The organism is Microcystis aeruginosa NIES-843, assembly GCF_000010625.1.
Taxonomy (GTDB): Bacteria; Cyanobacteriota; Cyanobacteriia; order Cyanobacteriales; family Microcystaceae; genus Microcystis; species Microcystis aeruginosa.
Map to the genome: position 1 here is coordinate 876,805 of NC_010296.1, position 14,028 is coordinate 890,832.

General features: G+C 43.2%; 15 protein-coding genes and 2 pseudogenes. 8 read left to right on the plus strand and 9 right to left on the minus strand.

The genetic code is table 11. The features are described 5' to 3' along the window. Positions 1–15: 15 nt before the first annotated feature. Together MAE_RS04470 and psbA are read right to left on the minus strand one after the other, a co-directional pair. Positions 16–546, minus strand: a complete 531-nt coding sequence (locus MAE_RS04470) for a hypothetical protein (RefSeq protein WP_231859719.1) — start codon at positions 544–546, stop codon at positions 16–18. Positions 547–728: 182 nt separating this feature from the next. Continuing rightward, entirely contained in the window at positions 729–1,811 is a 1,083-nt protein-coding gene (psbA, locus tag MAE_RS04475; protein ID WP_012264511.1) for a photosystem II q(b) protein, read from the minus strand. Positions 1,812–1,990: 179 nt separating this feature from the next. Between psbA and msrB the strand changes: the two genes are divergently transcribed. Beyond that, positions 1,991–2,407 carry a peptide-methionine (R)-S-oxide reductase MsrB gene (gene msrB / locus MAE_RS04480; RefSeq protein ID WP_004163453.1) on the plus strand — a complete coding sequence of 139 codons (417 nt, stop codon included), beginning with the start codon at positions 1,991–1,993 and terminating at the stop codon, positions 2,405–2,407. A gap of 52 nt (positions 2,408–2,459) precedes the next feature. Here msrB and MAE_RS04485 read toward each other — a convergent pair whose 3' ends face one another. From MAE_RS04485 to MAE_RS04495, 3 genes are all read right to left on the minus strand, one after another. Next, complete coding sequence (locus MAE_RS04485) at positions 2,460–2,663, minus strand: phycobilisome linker polypeptide (RefSeq protein ID WP_002739162.1); 204 nt, start codon at positions 2,661–2,663, stop codon at positions 2,460–2,462. Between the two features lie 574 nt (positions 2,664–3,237). Beyond that, the gene (gene apcB, locus MAE_RS04490) at positions 3,238–3,723 is read right to left on the minus strand and encodes an allophycocyanin subunit beta (protein WP_002738786.1); all 486 of its coding nucleotides are present in this window, start codon (positions 3,721–3,723) and stop codon (positions 3,238–3,240) included. 79 nt (positions 3,724–3,802) lie between these two features. After that, entirely contained in the window at positions 3,803–4,288 is a 486-nt protein-coding gene (locus tag MAE_RS04495) for an allophycocyanin subunit alpha (RefSeq protein ID WP_002739012.1), read from the minus strand. A gap of 141 nt (positions 4,289–4,429) precedes the next feature. Here MAE_RS04495 and MAE_RS33140 point away from each other — a divergent pair, with 141 nt between their 5' ends. Further along, complete coding sequence (locus MAE_RS33140; protein ID WP_158303491.1) at positions 4,430–4,621, plus strand: hypothetical protein; 192 nt, start codon at positions 4,430–4,432, stop codon at positions 4,619–4,621. Here the strand turns inward: MAE_RS33140 and ruvA are convergent. After that, positions 4,613–5,242 carry a Holliday junction branch migration protein RuvA gene (gene ruvA, locus MAE_RS04500; RefSeq protein WP_012264514.1) on the minus strand — a complete coding sequence of 210 codons (630 nt, stop codon included), beginning with the start codon at positions 5,240–5,242 and terminating at the stop codon, positions 4,613–4,615. The two genes, MAE_RS33140 and ruvA, sit on opposite strands and share 9 nt — an antisense overlap. Before the next feature lie 63 nt (positions 5,243–5,305). On the opposite strand from ruvA, the gene MAE_RS04505 reads away from it, so the two are divergent. Continuing rightward, on the plus strand, positions 5,306–6,535 hold the full coding sequence (locus tag MAE_RS04505) for a site-2 protease family protein (RefSeq protein ID WP_041803804.1): 1,230 nt from the start codon (positions 5,306–5,308) through the stop codon (positions 6,533–6,535). 91 nt (positions 6,536–6,626) lie between these two features. Here the strand turns inward: MAE_RS04505 and MAE_RS04510 are convergent, their stop codons facing one another. Then, on the minus strand, positions 6,627–7,775 hold the full coding sequence (locus tag MAE_RS04510; RefSeq protein WP_012264516.1) for a substrate-binding domain-containing protein: 1,149 nt from the start codon (positions 7,773–7,775) through the stop codon (positions 6,627–6,629). A 220-nt stretch (positions 7,776–7,995) separates the two neighbouring features. On the opposite strand from MAE_RS04510, the pseudogene MAE_RS31590 reads away from it, so the two are divergent. After that, positions 7,996–8,154, plus strand: a pseudogene (locus MAE_RS31590) (peptidase S51); the annotation flags it as partial. A 5-nt stretch (positions 8,155–8,159) separates the two neighbouring features. Here the strand turns inward: MAE_RS31590 and MAE_RS04515 are convergent. Then, on the minus strand, positions 8,160–9,203 hold the full coding sequence (locus MAE_RS04515; RefSeq protein WP_012264517.1) for an IS630-like element ISMae22 family transposase: 1,044 nt from the start codon (positions 9,201–9,203) through the stop codon (positions 8,160–8,162). 91 nt (positions 9,204–9,294) lie between these two features. Here MAE_RS04515 and MAE_RS04520 point away from each other — a divergent pair. Continuing rightward, a pseudogene (locus MAE_RS04520) lies at positions 9,295–10,161 on the plus strand (cyanophycinase); the annotation flags it as partial. 77 nt (positions 10,162–10,238) lie between these two features. Next, on the plus strand, positions 10,239–10,841 hold the full coding sequence (locus MAE_RS04525; RefSeq protein ID WP_012264519.1) for a chromophore lyase CpcT/CpeT: 603 nt from the start codon (positions 10,239–10,241) through the stop codon (positions 10,839–10,841). Between the two features lie 11 nt (positions 10,842–10,852). Here the strand turns inward: MAE_RS04525 and MAE_RS33955 are convergent, their stop codons facing one another. Further along, entirely contained in the window at positions 10,853–11,026 is a 174-nt protein-coding gene (locus tag MAE_RS33955) for a hypothetical protein (RefSeq protein ID WP_002791720.1), read from the minus strand. 347 nt (positions 11,027–11,373) lie between these two features. Here MAE_RS33955 and MAE_RS04530 point away from each other — a divergent pair, with 347 nt between their 5' ends. Both MAE_RS04530 and MAE_RS04535 read left to right on the plus strand, forming a co-directional pair. Further along, a complete protein-coding gene (locus MAE_RS04530) occupies positions 11,374–11,742 on the plus strand; it encodes a hypothetical protein (protein ID WP_004163447.1) in 369 nt (122 codons plus the stop codon). Between the two features lie 43 nt (positions 11,743–11,785). Beyond that, a complete protein-coding gene (locus tag MAE_RS04535; RefSeq protein ID WP_012264520.1) occupies positions 11,786–13,597 on the plus strand; it encodes a sodium:solute symporter family protein in 1,812 nt (603 codons plus the stop codon). Positions 13,598–14,028: the final 431 nt, after the last annotated feature.

Below are 14,028 nucleotides of genomic sequence, written 5' to 3' on the forward strand. Positions count from 1 at the left end.
AAATGAGAGCGGCCTTCAATAAATAGGCTTAGTAGCAGCCGCCGTCACGCTCAATAAGAAAGCCACGAACTGGATACTGAAAATAATAAATGCTATCAACTGACCCAGCGATAATTGAGCGGCGAGGACTGGGGAAGCCCCATACCAGAAAAGGAAGAGTACGATTAGGGTCAAAGGCAAGCGGAAAGAAAGAGGAAGAGGTTCTGAACCAGACTCGGCTACCAATCTGTTTCTTTTGAGAAGGTAATAGGTTCCACAGGCTAGGGCAGTTAGTCCAGTGGAAGCAAAGGCAAGTTGAGGACTGTAAATAGCCATTAATGATAGCATGGCCAAGACTTTAGGGAGTGTGACAGCGACTTTGAGAAAGAGGTTCCTAGCCAGACCGTTGCCTATGATGGCGGCGGTGAGAGCGGCTAGGCCGATCTCCGAGGCACTGGCAAAGAGAGTCGTCACTATCAAGAAAACACCCCAAAAGTTGAGAGCCTCAGGCGAGTTCTGGATGATGACCTTATCGATAATCACCTGAATGACTAAGGGGATAGACAACCAGAACAGAGTACCGAAGGCACTTAAAAAGAAGACGGTTATCGATAAGAGCAGTTGAATGATAATTGTTACTCCCCGAAGCTAAACTCACCGGATGAACGATCCAGGCTAGACATACCATAAAATATTTAGCCACAAAAAAGCACCCCCTTGCGGGAGTGCCTTTTCGTTCAGACTAGGAATTAACCATTGATAGCAGGAGCAATCAGAGCTACAGGAGCCTGTTCACCACTAGCCAAGTCTAAGGGGAAGTTGTGAGCATTGCGCTCGTGCATTACTTCCATACCGATACCAGCGCGGTTCAGCACATCGGCCCAAGTACCGATTACACGACCTTGAGAATCGAGAATCGACTGGTTGAAGTTGAAACCGTTGAGGTTAAACGCCATGGTGCTAACACCCATCGCCGTAAACCAGATACCGATTACCGGCCAAGCACCTAAGAAGAAGTGCAGAGAGCGGCTGTTGTTGAAAGAAGCGTATTGGAAGATTAAACGTCCGAAGTAACCGTGAGCGGCAACGATATTGTAGGTTTCTTCTTCTTGACCGAATTTGTAACCGTAGTTCTGAGATTCGATTTCAGTGGTTTCACGCACTAAGGAAGAAGTTACTAGAGAACCGTGCATCGCACTGAACAAGGAACCGCCGAACACACCGGCAACACCTAACATATGGAAGGGGTGCATCAGGATGTTATGTTCTGCTTGGAACACGAACATAAAGTTAAAGGTTCCAGAGATTCCTAAAGGCATACCATCAGAGAAGGAACCTTGTCCGATGGGATAGATTAAGAATACAGCAGTAGCGGCGGATACGGGTGCAGAGTAAGCTACACAGATCCAAGGACGCATTCCTAAACGGAAAGACAGTTCCCACTGACGACCGAGGTAGCAGAAGACACCTAGTAAGAAGTGGAAAATGACTAACTGGTAAGGACCACCGTTGTATAACCACTCATCTAAGGAAGCAGCTTCCCAGATGGGGTAGAAGTGGAGTCCAATCGCGTTGGAGGAGGGAACAACCGCACCGGAGATGATGTTGTTTCCGTAAAGTAGAGAACCGGCTACAGGCTCGCGGATACCGTCGATATCTACAGGAGGAGCGGCGATAAAGGCGATGATGAAGCAGGTGGTGGCGGTGAGCAGGGTGGGGATCATGATGACACCGAACCAACCGATGTATAAACGGTTGTTGGTGCTGGTGATCCACTGACAGAACTGCTCCCACAGGGAAGCGCTCTCGCGCTGTTGTAGAGTGGTGGTCATTGGTTTATGATTCCTATTAAGTTATCGAGGTACGATTGATGATGTCTCTATCTTAGAGAGTTTGTAACGGTTTGTAAAGGGGTTTGAAACTATTGTTACTTATACCATTGATAAGCTGAGGTTATGAAAAACCCTAGATCTCGAACTCAGGTTAGACTAAAAAGGGAAATTTAATCATAATGGCGGTTGTCATGACTATGGTAGAAAAAGTTCGTAAAACCGAGGCGGAATGGCAGGCCCAGCTAACTCCCGAACAGTTCCAAGTTACTCGCAAAAAGGGAACAGAACGGGCTTTTACAGGTAAATATCACGATAATAAAGAAAAAGGTATTTACAAATGTGTCTGCTGTGGTACGGAGTTATTTACTTCTGACAGCAAGTATGATTCGGGTACTGGTTGGCCGAGTTTCTGGACTGCTGCTAACGAGGCTAATATTAAGTACGAGCGAGATGTTAGTTTTTTCATGGTGCGGACAGAGATTGTTTGTGCCGCCTGTGATGCTCATCTTGGTCACGTTTTTAATGATGGTCCACCCCCGACGGGAAAACGCTATTGTCTCAACTCTGCCGCTTTGCAGTTTGAAAAAAATCCCTAAAGCAAAAAGAGGTCTGGAAAGACCTCTTTTTTTAAGTTCCAGTGGCAGCCAATTACAGTAAACCTGTATTAGTCCCCGGTTTGCCAGTAGCTAACTGCACTTTGACAATTTTGCCGCCCATTTTCATGATGCGTTGTTGCTCACGAAACCAATTATCGTAGGGAACGAGTTTGGTGAAATAGGTATTTTGTAATTCCCGTTGTGTCCGAATGCGGCTTTGGCTAGGAACACAAGCGGTGATTTTGAACATCCGCATGGATTGATTTCTCCTAATCGCTGAAAAACTTGTCGCTCAAACTAATGAAGGCTTTTTCCTAAATTGACATCCTCACCGCCGTAAACGGACGGTGATTCCTCACCACGCCACCTTTTTAGGGTGGTCGCTGAATGGGGTTGACGCTTCACCGAAAAACGCTTAATTGCTTAAGTCTGACACTTTCTCCACGTCCATTTAAAGTCTCCGAATGCCCTTCGGCGACTGATTTAATTTTGGTTTATACATACCGACACAGGGTATGTTTTGCCTCTAGCATGGAGTTCCCAGCGGCCGTCAGCTTACCCTTACTCATCGTCAACCCGTTGCAGGAATTTCAACCTAGTATATTTATTCGGTCGTATCTATGATAGGGCGGGTTTTTTAGACCAGTAAGATTTTAACACAAAGCCGCCCTAAAAGGGGCGGGGTTTTCAACCCAAATTTTCGATAACAAAGGTCGGGAGTCAAGGATCAATACTAGCTCGTCAAAACCTATCTTGGCCAGATTCAGCCTTTAAAGACCTAGCACTCATCCTCGGCTTCCCGAACCCTATTTTGTCCGAGTTCGTTACTTCTAGCTTAAGCCAGAGCTAATGTAGTCGAAGTAAATCCCCATTTCCTTACCCGCATCAGCACCGACTAAACTAGCGGTGACTTCTTTCATCGCTTGGATAGCTTGAACGGTGGAGGAGATGGGTACACCTAAAGAGTTGTAGGTTTCTTTCAGGCCGTTGAGAACGCGCTCGTCGAGGATAGAAGGATCTCCAGCTAACATAGCGTAGGTAGCATAACGGAGATAGTAGTCGAGGTCACGGATACAAGCGGCGTAACGACGGGTGGTGTACATATTACCACCGGGACGGGTTACGTCAGAGTATAACAGGGACTTAGCCACAGCTTCCTTAACGATACCAGCAGCGTTGGCGCTAATGACACTAGCGGCGCGCACGCGCAGTTCACCGGTGGCGAAGTAGCCTTTCAGTTTGCCGAGAGCAGAAGCGTCAAGGTATTTGCCTTGAACGTCAGCAGAGTTGATAACAGAAGTAATTGCGTCTTGCATGGTGGTTCTTCCTTGGGTTTTGCTTAATCTTAAGAGGTTTACGAGGGGTGTGTCTAGAACAATTCACAAAGGAATTATTCTAGGACATAGAGCCGATCACGTAATCGAAGTAGGAAGAAGCTTCAGAAGCATCGTCAGAAGACATAAGACCAGTAGCAACTTCTTTCATTTCGCGAACGCTTTGAGCTACGGCACCGATGTCGGTTCCTAAAGATTTGTACATTTCACGCACACCGACCAAACCGATTTCTTCAATCGGGGTGACATCACCAGCAACTACTCCGTAGGTGATTAAACGTAGGTAGTAGTCCATGTCACGCAGACAGGTAGCGGTCATTTCTTCGCCGTAAGCGTTGCCACCGGGGGAAACGATGTCAGGACGTTTTTGGAATAAGCGATCGCCAGCTTGTTTGACGATGGTTTCGCGAGCGCCGGTCAGGGTTTCGGCGATGCGTAAACGAGCGGCACCACTGCCAACGAAGGCTTTAATTCTGTCTAGTTCGCCGGGGCTGAGGTAACGAGCTTCAGCATCAGCATTCACGATCGATTTCGTGACGATACTCATTGATGGATTCCTCCCAACTAAGTGAGATTAATAAACTTAATCTGACATTTTATAGCAGTTGTGGTCACTACGCTCAAGTTATCTCGTTTCCGCCTCAGCGTCTCAAGACTTCCCTAGCTAGAGCGACCTAACGCAACTATTTTGCGGCATCTGGTTCACCTTCTCACTATTTTCGTAATACTTTTTAACATTTGCCCTGAGAAAGGATCACCGGAGTGGGGTGTGGGGTGTGGGGTGTGGGGTGTGGGGTGTGGGGTGTGGGGTGTGGGGAGAATAAATAAAAATAATCTCCTGACGACCGACGACCGACGACCGACGACTGATTTAACCTAGCCAATTAATTGCCCCTTTAATCCAGTCTTCCGGCTGAGTATTTTTACTAAATAAAGCATCTTGACTGAGGACTGCCATAGCTCGATCGATCTCCTCCTGGCTGTATCCTAAAGCTAAAAGGGTCATCTGCACATCTTCAAGGATTGCCGCTGCCGGTAGTATTGCCGTGATTGTCGTCGTCGCTTCTCTTAGCTGTCGCCATGCTGCCAATTTAGTTTTTAACTCTAAAGCGATTCTCTCTGCTGTTTTTAAGCCGACTCCGGGGGTTTTGCTCAAAATTTTGGTATTTCCTGTCACTATCGCCACCACAAGTTCCTCAATCCCCAAGGTATCGATTAAAGCTAGGGCTAATTGCGCTCCAACTCCATTGACGGAAAGCAGTTGACGAAACAGCTCTCGCTCTGGGGCGGTGCCGAAACCGTACAATAAAGGCTGCTCCTCGCGAAGGAGTAGGTGAGTAAAAATCTGACAACTATCATTGTTATTGTTGCCGATGTCTAGGGCTAATCGCGAGGGAATTTGGATTTCGTAACCGATCTGGTTTACGTCTAAAATCAAGATCAGTCGGTTATTAGGGGTTTTGATCACCTCGATCGCTTGTCCCCGTAAATAATTAATCATTGATTTAATTCTCCTACGAAAATAACCGAACCACAGGGATGACGGTTTTTACTCCCTGAAGGAATGCCGGGGAGATTTTCATTTTTGTTACAATTGTTAACAGAAGTGAATGGCGTAATTGATAACCTAATCTTCTTGGCGTTAGTCCCCAATAATTGGAGAAGATACAAAATGAATGGCAACATTAGAGTCGGGAATCTCTTTGGAATTCCCTTTTATATTAATCCTTCTTGGTTCTTTGTTCTGGGGTTAATTACCTTGACCTATGGGGGAGATTTAAGTCAGTTTCCCCAGTTAACGGGAATCATGCCCTGGCTATTAGGATTTTTTGCCGCTATTCTCCTATTTGCCTCCGTGGTTGCCCACGAATTAGGTCATAGTTTTGTTGCCATCGCCCAAGGTATTGAAGTCAAATCAATTACCCTCTTTTTATTCGGTGGGTTGGCAACTCTCGGCAGAGAATCGAAAACTCCCCTAGAAGCTTTTCTAGTAGCAATTGCCGGCCCTTTAGTTAGTTTACTGCTCTTCGGTATCTTCCTAATTATTGGTTCCAATATTAGCTTAAATGCGCCCCTGGCGGCGATTCTTTCTCTCCTGGCCTATATCAACCTCGCCCTAGGGTTATTTAACCTGATCCCCGGTTTACCTCTAGATGGTGGTAATATCCTTAAAGCCATCGTCTGGCAAGTAACGGGTAATCCCAATAAAGGGGTTTTATTCGCTAGTCGTTTCGGTCAATTTTTTGGTTGGTTAGCGATTGTCATCGGTGCGCTATCAATTCTCGGAATCAGTCAATTTGGCAGTGCTTGGACGCTATTAATTGGCTTTTTCCTTCTACAAAATGCTGGCTTTTCCGCTCAATCAGCTAAGGTTCAAGATTTCCTAAGTCGCTACACCGCTAAAGATGTTATCTCTCCTAATAGTCCTGTAGTGCCGATTAATTTAACCCTGCGCGAGTTTGCTAATAATTATGTTATCGGTAAACAACAATGGTCTAAATTCCTAGTTACCGATAGCGAAGGTAAACTATTGGGGGTGATTAATGTAGAGGCTCTGAAAACGATTCCCACTTCCCAATGGACAGAGGTAAATATCGGCCAGTTATTACAAACTAGCGAAAGTCTTAAACTGGTTTTGTCTGATACTTCTCTCTTAGATGTGGTGAAAATTTTGGAAGGCGAAAATTTATCTCAAGTGACAGTGGTAGAAGAAAACGGCACAGTTTTGGGATTAATTGAGAAAGCTTCTATCCTTACTTTTCTCGCCCAAGAAACCCAAAGTCAAGCCGCTTAATCAGTTATCAGTTATCAGTTATCAGTTATCAGTTAGGTAAATGTAATTTTCACCTCAATATTCTCGCATAATTTTGTCTAGTATCTCCTGACTATACTAACTGTCGCATTGCTTGCCACAATTGCTCGTATTCTTGCTCGGTTGCTGGGGATAAAGGGTTTAAAAAATCGCTTTTTTTGATCGCTTCTGGATTAACAAGTAAAGGATTATTTCTAATATCTGGGGAAATTTGGTCGGGATTTTGAGTGAGAATTAGGGGTGATAATCCGGAGGTAAATAAAGAAATTTTAGTGGCGGATTCTGGTTGCCAACAAAAATCAATCCATTGCTCGACAAGAGAATTAGGAGTAGTTAAAACCGGTTTTACCCACACATCTGACCAGAGAGAAGTCCCAGATTTGGGGACAACAACTTTAATTTTATTATAGCGATCGCTCACTGGTAAAATATCATTAGACCAACCCACAGATAGCCAGACATCACCGAGTATCAGGGGTTGTAAATAATGTTGAGAACTATAAAATTTTACCTGTTTTTGTAAAGCGAATAGCTGGTCTTTTAGTCCCATTACTTGTTTTAAATCACTAGAATTATAAGAATAACCCATTTTTTTTAGGGTTAAACCGATGACTTCGCGACGATTATCAATTAGGGCAATTTTACCGGTTAATTCCGGTCGCCATAGATCAGACCAATCCTGTGGTCGCCAGTCAAATTGAGCGAATTTTTCCTCATTATAGGCAATTACTGTCATTCCCCAACGGTAGGGCGCACCCCAGACTTTACCCTCTGTTTGCGGTTGTCCTTGGGCATTGCGAGTCATGTTTTCTTGCCAACGGGGGGGCAGTTTTGACCAATTAGAGAGTTGAGAAGTATCTAGGGGTTGAATTAAGCCGTTGGTAATCGCTTTTCCTAGCCAAGCATCCCCTAGGGTGACTAAATTACCCATCGCTGGGTTTTGTTCCCTAAAAGGGATAGAAATCGAAAATTGTGAGGCTGGTTGCCCCTGATTTTTTAACCATTTTTCCAACAATTTTAATAGCTCTTTCAGCTGCCTTTCCGACTGAAAATTGACTGTTTTTTCGGCAATAGTTTTCCGAAAGTCTGTTAGTAATCGCGGCGGAATCGAACCGGAGAGGAGAAAAATGCTCGGCTCGCCGCTTCCGGAAGCGCAGCCACTTAAACCTCCTGCCAAGGCGATTGTACCTAATCCTTGCAAAAAAGAACGTCTGTTTAACATATCGCCCGCCGATTTTCAACTTCAACAGTAATAATTGCCAGTTTCTAGCCTTAAATTATTATAGGACGATTTTTAACAGAATGTAAACTAGGGAGTTTTGCCGCTACCGATTTCAGCTATAGATCGGCTTTGTTGTTAACTTTTATGGTAGAAAACTCTGATTTTGTCCTAGTTAAAGCTAGGATAGAAAGAGTAAGCTAAGAGGCGAGGGTATAAGACTATGTTCGACAATCATAATCGAGATTTTCGTTATTCTTGTCGTTGTGGACAAGCCAATTTTCAGTCGGTAAAACATCGATCGGGTATTTTATTAATCGGGGGAGCGGAAGAAGGTAAGTTAGGAGAAGATCAAGCGACCACATGGTTATTAAATCGAGCTATACTTTAGACGTTCATAATCTGAGATTTATTAAACTTCTGAAATCGTAGAGTCAGCAAGGAATCCAGTTCTTTTTTATGTTTCAAATGGGCATCATTCAAACATTCATAAATGGCTGAAGAAAAGTCAGAAAAGTTTTCATAATATTTACCATATAAACATTTCTTTTTGACAAATTTCCACAGCCTTTCAATTAAATTTAGATTAGGTGAATAAGACGGCAGATAGAGCAGTTCTATTGACAAAGAAAGAGCTAATTCTTCAACAATTTGACATTTTTGATAGCGGGCATTATCTAAGACTAGAGTGATGGGAATCATTAGTCCTAAAGCAGCTATTTTTGACCGGAGTTCACAGACTTGAGTTGCCGTAATATAAGTGTCATTCGTAACCAGAATAACTTCATGAGTTATTGCATTTAATGCTCCTAAAACATTGAAGCGTTTACGCCCGCTCGGTGACTTAACAAAAAGTCTCTCAAAACACCAAACAAAACCGAGAAATGCTCCCATGACGAAGTGAGCGGCATCAACAAAAAAAACAGCCCTTTTTCCTTCTTTAGCCTCATTTAGTCTGGGTTCTAGCTTTTTTTCTTTGTATTCTTCTTGTTCATCTGGGTCAGCTTTAGAAGGAAGAGAACCTATTTTTAAACATTTCATTCCCAAGGATTTTAAGAATTTTCTCACTTGGGTAGGACTTCGTTTTATTCCTGTCAATTCTTCTCTTCTATATACAGCTTCATTTATTGTGGCTGGTGGATTTTTCTCGAAATATTTTTTGAGCGTTTCTCTTTGAGACTCTAATTCACTTTTAGGGCGATAGAAGTTGATTTCTTTTAATTTTTCTATTCCGCCCTCTTGATAATCTCGAAGATAGGTTAATAAGGTATTTGGCGAGATTCCTGCTAACTGACAAATTTTTTGGTGCGGTATCTTTTGGCTTTTTAACCAGAGAACTTCCATCTTCAGTTGAACCCGGGGATGGGGATGATGAAATCTTTCATAATACAGTGAGTTCTTTTCTTCTTCCGTGAATTCTAGGTTAATCATGTTTTTAATGAGTGCTTTGCTTCTAATTATGACTCTTAAACTATATTATTGTCCTTGAGTAAAAAATGCAAGTTGTAGCCGTGCAAAGTATAAAGGCGGTAATTACTTAGTGCTGCGCTTTGGTGATCTTGGCGGTCAAGCCGATTGGATTTGCGACAATTACCGCTCCCTGATCGGCTCGGCGGCGGAACTATCAATTGATAGTCGTGAAGCGGCGAATCATCCTGATGTTATCGAATATATTAGTAATGCCGATATTCTTTTTTTTGCCGGTGGTGATCAAAATCAGTACGAGGATTTGTGGGAAAGCACAAAGGTGGAAACAGCGATCAATTATCTGATCAATGAGAAAAAAGTTCCCGTGGCGGGAACCAGCGCAGGAATGGCTATTCTGGGTGATTTTTACTATGCGCCCACTCACGAAGGGGTACTGAGTTCGGAAATATTAAATAATCCCTTTCACTTCAACACTAAAGACTTCTATCGGAGTGATTTTATTCGGGTTCCTTTTCTCAAAAAAGTGGTGACAGATACCCATTTGGATCGACTCAATCAAGATCATCCCGAAACAAGATATGGTCGCCTTTTTGGTTTTTTAGCCCGCAATGTACACGATAATCACAATCAACTGCCCGCCTACGCTATCGGTTTAGAAGAAGGTGCTTTTCTGGCGATTGATGAGCATGGTATCGCCAAAGTCTACGGCAACGGCACCGATAAAGGACAAGATGCCTATTTTCTGCAAACTAACGGGACTCTACCCGAACAGATGGAGCCGGATCGGCCTTTAATCTGGAATAATAACGGTCAAGCGGTGAAAGTCTACCGCATCGCAGGAACTCCCTCCGGCAGCGGTAAATTTGACCTCAAGGATTGGTCTAGTGCTGCTGGCGGTCGCTGGGAATATTGGTACACTAAAGGGGGAATAGCTGGGTTTAAGCGGGTTCCAGTAGCCTGAAGTTCATTTTTGTCAAAAAAGTGATTTCTATGGGTTTTAGGATAAATTTTGAGGCAATACGGAGAGTTTTTTGAGCTATGACCCCTGAATTAATCACTTTCGGTCGGTATCTCGCGGGTGAATTTGAAAATCAACGGCAAGCGCAAGCAGAACCGGTGTGGTACGTTCACCTGCGTTTATGGTTGCGTCCGCTGCCTTTATTTCGGGAAGACAGCATCGCGCTTTTTGCCGAACAGGCCAGTATCATCAATTTAGACCAACCCTACCGACCGCGACTGTGGCGATTAACGCACTCGGAATCGGGAGGGTTAGAGGTTAGGCACTATATGTTTAATGACCTGAAATCCGTGCAAGGTGCGGGCAAAAATCCCGATATTTTGCGAAAAATTAGCTTAGAAGACCTAACTTTCCTGCCTACCTGCACTTTAGCGGTCAAAGTCAATACTCTCGCTGATAATCAATACCAGTTTATCGCCCAACCGCAACCGGAACAGCGCTGTCAATTCACCTATGAGGGTACAACCTATCAGGTGGCTTTAGGTTTCGAGGTGACGAGTCATAGCCTAAAAACCTACGATAAAGGCCTAGATCCCGGCACTGGTAAGGGAATTTGGGGCGCTCTGCTCGGTCCCTATCAATACGAGAAAAAACGGGATTTTTCGGCAGAATTGGATGTGTGAGGAAGATTGCATCACATTAGGTCAAAATGACGGCAGATGACACCGCAAAGAGCCGCTAAAGCGGTAATTCCTAAAGCTGTACCGATGTCTTGTCCTTGATTGACAGCAAAAGAAGTGACGATTCCCGCACCTAAACCGGCTGTGATTGCCGCTCCGAGAAAATCTTTATCCGAGTTTTTATACATAGAGATAAGGCCAAATTTCGACAAAATCGTGTTTTTTACCTTATCATCCTCTTTTGAGCAACTAATCACCCGGGAGCGGAATTGCAATTAAGCTTTAGATTTAGCCACGTTTCTTAACATTAGATCTGCTGCAAAAATCAAAAATCTTCCGTTAGGTGAGGAGACTCTGAGATAGGAGACGGTCGCCAGGAGGAGAAAAAAGACAATAGACAACTATCCCATTCATAAAACCTAAGATTATGTCAAATTTATCTATTTTTTTGGGTATTTTGACCCGATGGCGGCTCGATAACTTACTTTTGCAGGAGGTCTATTAAGTTGGGTAAGATAGATAGGAGGTAAAATCGATGAAATTAGCTAAAATCTCTTTTTATGGCTTTTTAACTCTGATTATCTCCCTTTTGCTAATACTGAGTTTTGTTAATGCCAGCAAAGCACAATCGGATACGGCGGTAAGATCGGAGTTAATTAGTCTCCGCAATCGAGTCGAGCGCCTTGAAAGTCAGATTCGAGGAATATCCATCCGCGGGGAAAATGCCGCTCCGATTCCCCAACGGCGATCGGGAACGGGTATAGTAAATGGGGAAGTAGTCGGGGAAAGTGACCCACTGTTCCAGCGTTTAGCCACTTTAGTAATTGAACTAAAGGAAGATTTAAAAAAGCTAGAGCAACGGGTGCAAATCTTAGAAAAAGAAACCGTTAGCCAGAAATCGTAGTCAATTGATGCTATAACGATCGAAAGTTAAATTGATCTCAACTATGCAGTTAATTGATTATGTAATTATCCTGCTTTATCTGGCAGGAACCCTAATAATCGGGATTATAGCCGAGAAAAAAGCTTCTCAAGGTCTAGAATCCTACTTTTTAGGTAATCGCAATTTGCCCTGGTGGATGTTAGGGGTGTCGGGAATGGCGGCTAACACCGATTTAGCGGGAACTATGGTCATTTCTGCCCTAATTTACGCCGTCGGCCCCAAAGGATTATTTATCGAAATCCGCGGCGGTGTTGTCCTAATTATGGCCTTTCTCATGGCTTTTATGGGCAAATGGAATCGCCGCGCCCAAGTTATGACCATGGCGGAATGGATGCAATTTCGCTTTGGAACTGGAAAACAGGGGAATTTTGCCCGAATTATTAGCGCCGTCGCCACTCTCTTATTCTCTATCGGTGCGATGAGTTATTTCTCCGTTGCGGGGGGGAAATTTTTAGGGCAGTTTTTGGGCATGGATGATCGTCTTGCTTCGGTGATATTAATTCTTCTAACCTTAATTTATACGGTGGCCAGTGGTTTTTATGGTGGGGTAATTACCGATTTATTTCAAGGATTTCTGATTTTTGTGGCGGTAATTTATGTATCGACAGTGGCTTTTTTTACTGTCAATCTTCCTGATAGTTTCACGGTAGCAATTCCGGGGGCAGCGGAGCCAAAAACTTGGAATTTAAGCGACTGGGCTAGTATTTTTCCTTCGATGACTTTGGATTTACCCGGAGATTATGCCATCTTTAATTTGTTTGGTGGGGTGATTTTCTTTTATTTAGTTAAAACCATCATCGAAGGTTGCAGCGGCAGCGGTGGTTATATGTTACAACGATACCTAGCCGCCAAAAGCGATCGAGATGCCGGTTTATTATCTTTATTCTGGATTGTTCTGCTTTCTTTCCGTTGGCCTCTAGTCACAGCTTTTGCTGTTTTAGGCATTCACTACGGTTTAACCGAAGGCACGATTACAGATCCAGAAAGAATTCTGGCCACGGTCATTACTCAATACATTCCCGTGGGGATGAAAGGGTTATTAATTGCTGCTTTTTTAGCGGCAGCTATGTCCACTTTTAACGCAGTTATTAACGCTAGTGCTGCCTATTGGGTAAAAGATATCTATCAAGCTTTTTTGAAACCGAATGCGGGAGAACAGGAGTTAGTTTTTCAAGGTCGTTTGGCCTCGGTTTTTGTGGTAGTAATTGGCTTAGTTTTGAGTTTTAATATCCAAAATGTCAATGATATTTGGGGTTGGTTAACCACGGGATTAGGGGTGGGATTAGCAGTTCCTCTCCTATTACGTTGGTATTGGTGGCGCTTTAATGGTTATGGTTTTGCTGTGGGAACTTTAGCGGGAATGATTGCGGCTATTGCCTCACAAGTGATAATTTTACCTTTCTTTCGTCACAGTCAATATCAGGAATATATTCTCTTTCTTGTGCCGAGTTTGTTCGCTTTAGCTGGCTGTATTATCGCTACTTTGTTAACTCCTCCCACCGATAGTTTAGTTATGGAAAATTTCTATAATGTTACCCGACCTTTTGGCTTTTGGGGAGAAGTCCGTCACAGTGTTAAACCTAATCTACAGGCAAAAATTAAAGCGGAAAATCAACGGGATATCATTGCCGCTTTTCTCACTGTTCCTTGGCAATTAGTCCTCTTTATGATGGGGATTGTTTTAATCATCAAGCAGTGGCAAAGTTTGAAGATTTTGGCTTTGGTTTTTCTTTTACTTTCCATCGGTCTCTATTTTACTTGGTATCGCCACTTATCTAAGGAAATTACTGTCACTAAAGACCGAGATTTAGGTTAGGCAGTTATCAGTTATCAGTTATCAGTTATCAGTTATCAGTTTTAAGTTTTCAGTTTTCAGTTTTCAGTTATCAGTTTTCAGTTTTCAGTTTTCAGATTTGAGTTTTAAGTGTGCAGTATGGATTAGGTGAGCCTCATCAAATGCCAGTTTTCTACTGTCTTTTCACTGATTACTGTTTACTGATTACTGTTTACTGAAAATAGCAGTTTCCTACTGTCTTTTTACTGATTACTGATTACTGATTACTGATTACTGATTACTGTTTACTGAAAATAGCAGTTTTCTACTGTCTTTTCATTGTTTACTGTTTACTGATCACTGAATTAGGAGAGATCCCTTGACTTTTGCGGCGGCTTGGGTTATGATTTTCTTATAATGGGACTGTTGTGTTTATGGTTAAGTGGTTATATTTCCATTATTATTAAACTCTT

Excerpts from the sequence above, each read along its gene's own strand:
- psbA (WP_012264511.1), bottom strand. The coding sequence starts at position 1,811 with ATGACCACCACTCTACAACAGCGCGAGAGCGCTTCCCTGTGGGAGCAG.
- msrB (WP_004163453.1), top strand. The coding sequence starts at position 1,991 with ATGGCGGTTGTCATGACTATGGTAGAAAAAGTTCGTAAAACCGAGGCG.
- MAE_RS04485 (WP_002739162.1), bottom strand. The coding sequence starts at position 2,663 with ATGCGGATGTTCAAAATCACCGCTTGTGTTCCTAGCCAAAGCCGCATT.
- apcB (WP_002738786.1), bottom strand. The coding sequence starts at position 3,723 with ATGCAAGACGCAATTACTTCTGTTATCAACTCTGCTGACGTTCAAGGC.
- MAE_RS04495 (WP_002739012.1), bottom strand. The coding sequence starts at position 4,288 with ATGAGTATCGTCACGAAATCGATCGTGAATGCTGATGCTGAAGCTCGT.
- ruvA (WP_012264514.1), bottom strand. The coding sequence starts at position 5,242 with ATGATTAATTATTTACGGGGACAAGCGATCGAGGTGATCAAAACCCCT.
- MAE_RS04505 (WP_041803804.1), top strand. The coding sequence starts at position 5,306 with ATGCCGGGGAGATTTTCATTTTTGTTACAATTGTTAACAGAAGTGAAT.
- MAE_RS04510 (WP_012264516.1), bottom strand. The coding sequence starts at position 7,775 with ATGTTAAACAGACGTTCTTTTTTGCAAGGATTAGGTACAATCGCCTTG.
- MAE_RS04515 (WP_012264517.1), bottom strand. The coding sequence starts at position 9,203 with ATGATTAACCTAGAATTCACGGAAGAAGAAAAGAACTCACTGTATTAT.
- MAE_RS04525 (WP_012264519.1), top strand. The coding sequence starts at position 10,239 with ATGACCCCTGAATTAATCACTTTCGGTCGGTATCTCGCGGGTGAATTT.
- MAE_RS33955 (WP_002791720.1), bottom strand. The coding sequence starts at position 11,026 with ATGTATAAAAACTCGGATAAAGATTTTCTCGGAGCGGCAATCACAGCC.
- MAE_RS04530 (WP_004163447.1), top strand. The coding sequence starts at position 11,374 with ATGAAATTAGCTAAAATCTCTTTTTATGGCTTTTTAACTCTGATTATC.
- MAE_RS04535 (WP_012264520.1), top strand. The coding sequence starts at position 11,786 with ATGCAGTTAATTGATTATGTAATTATCCTGCTTTATCTGGCAGGAACC.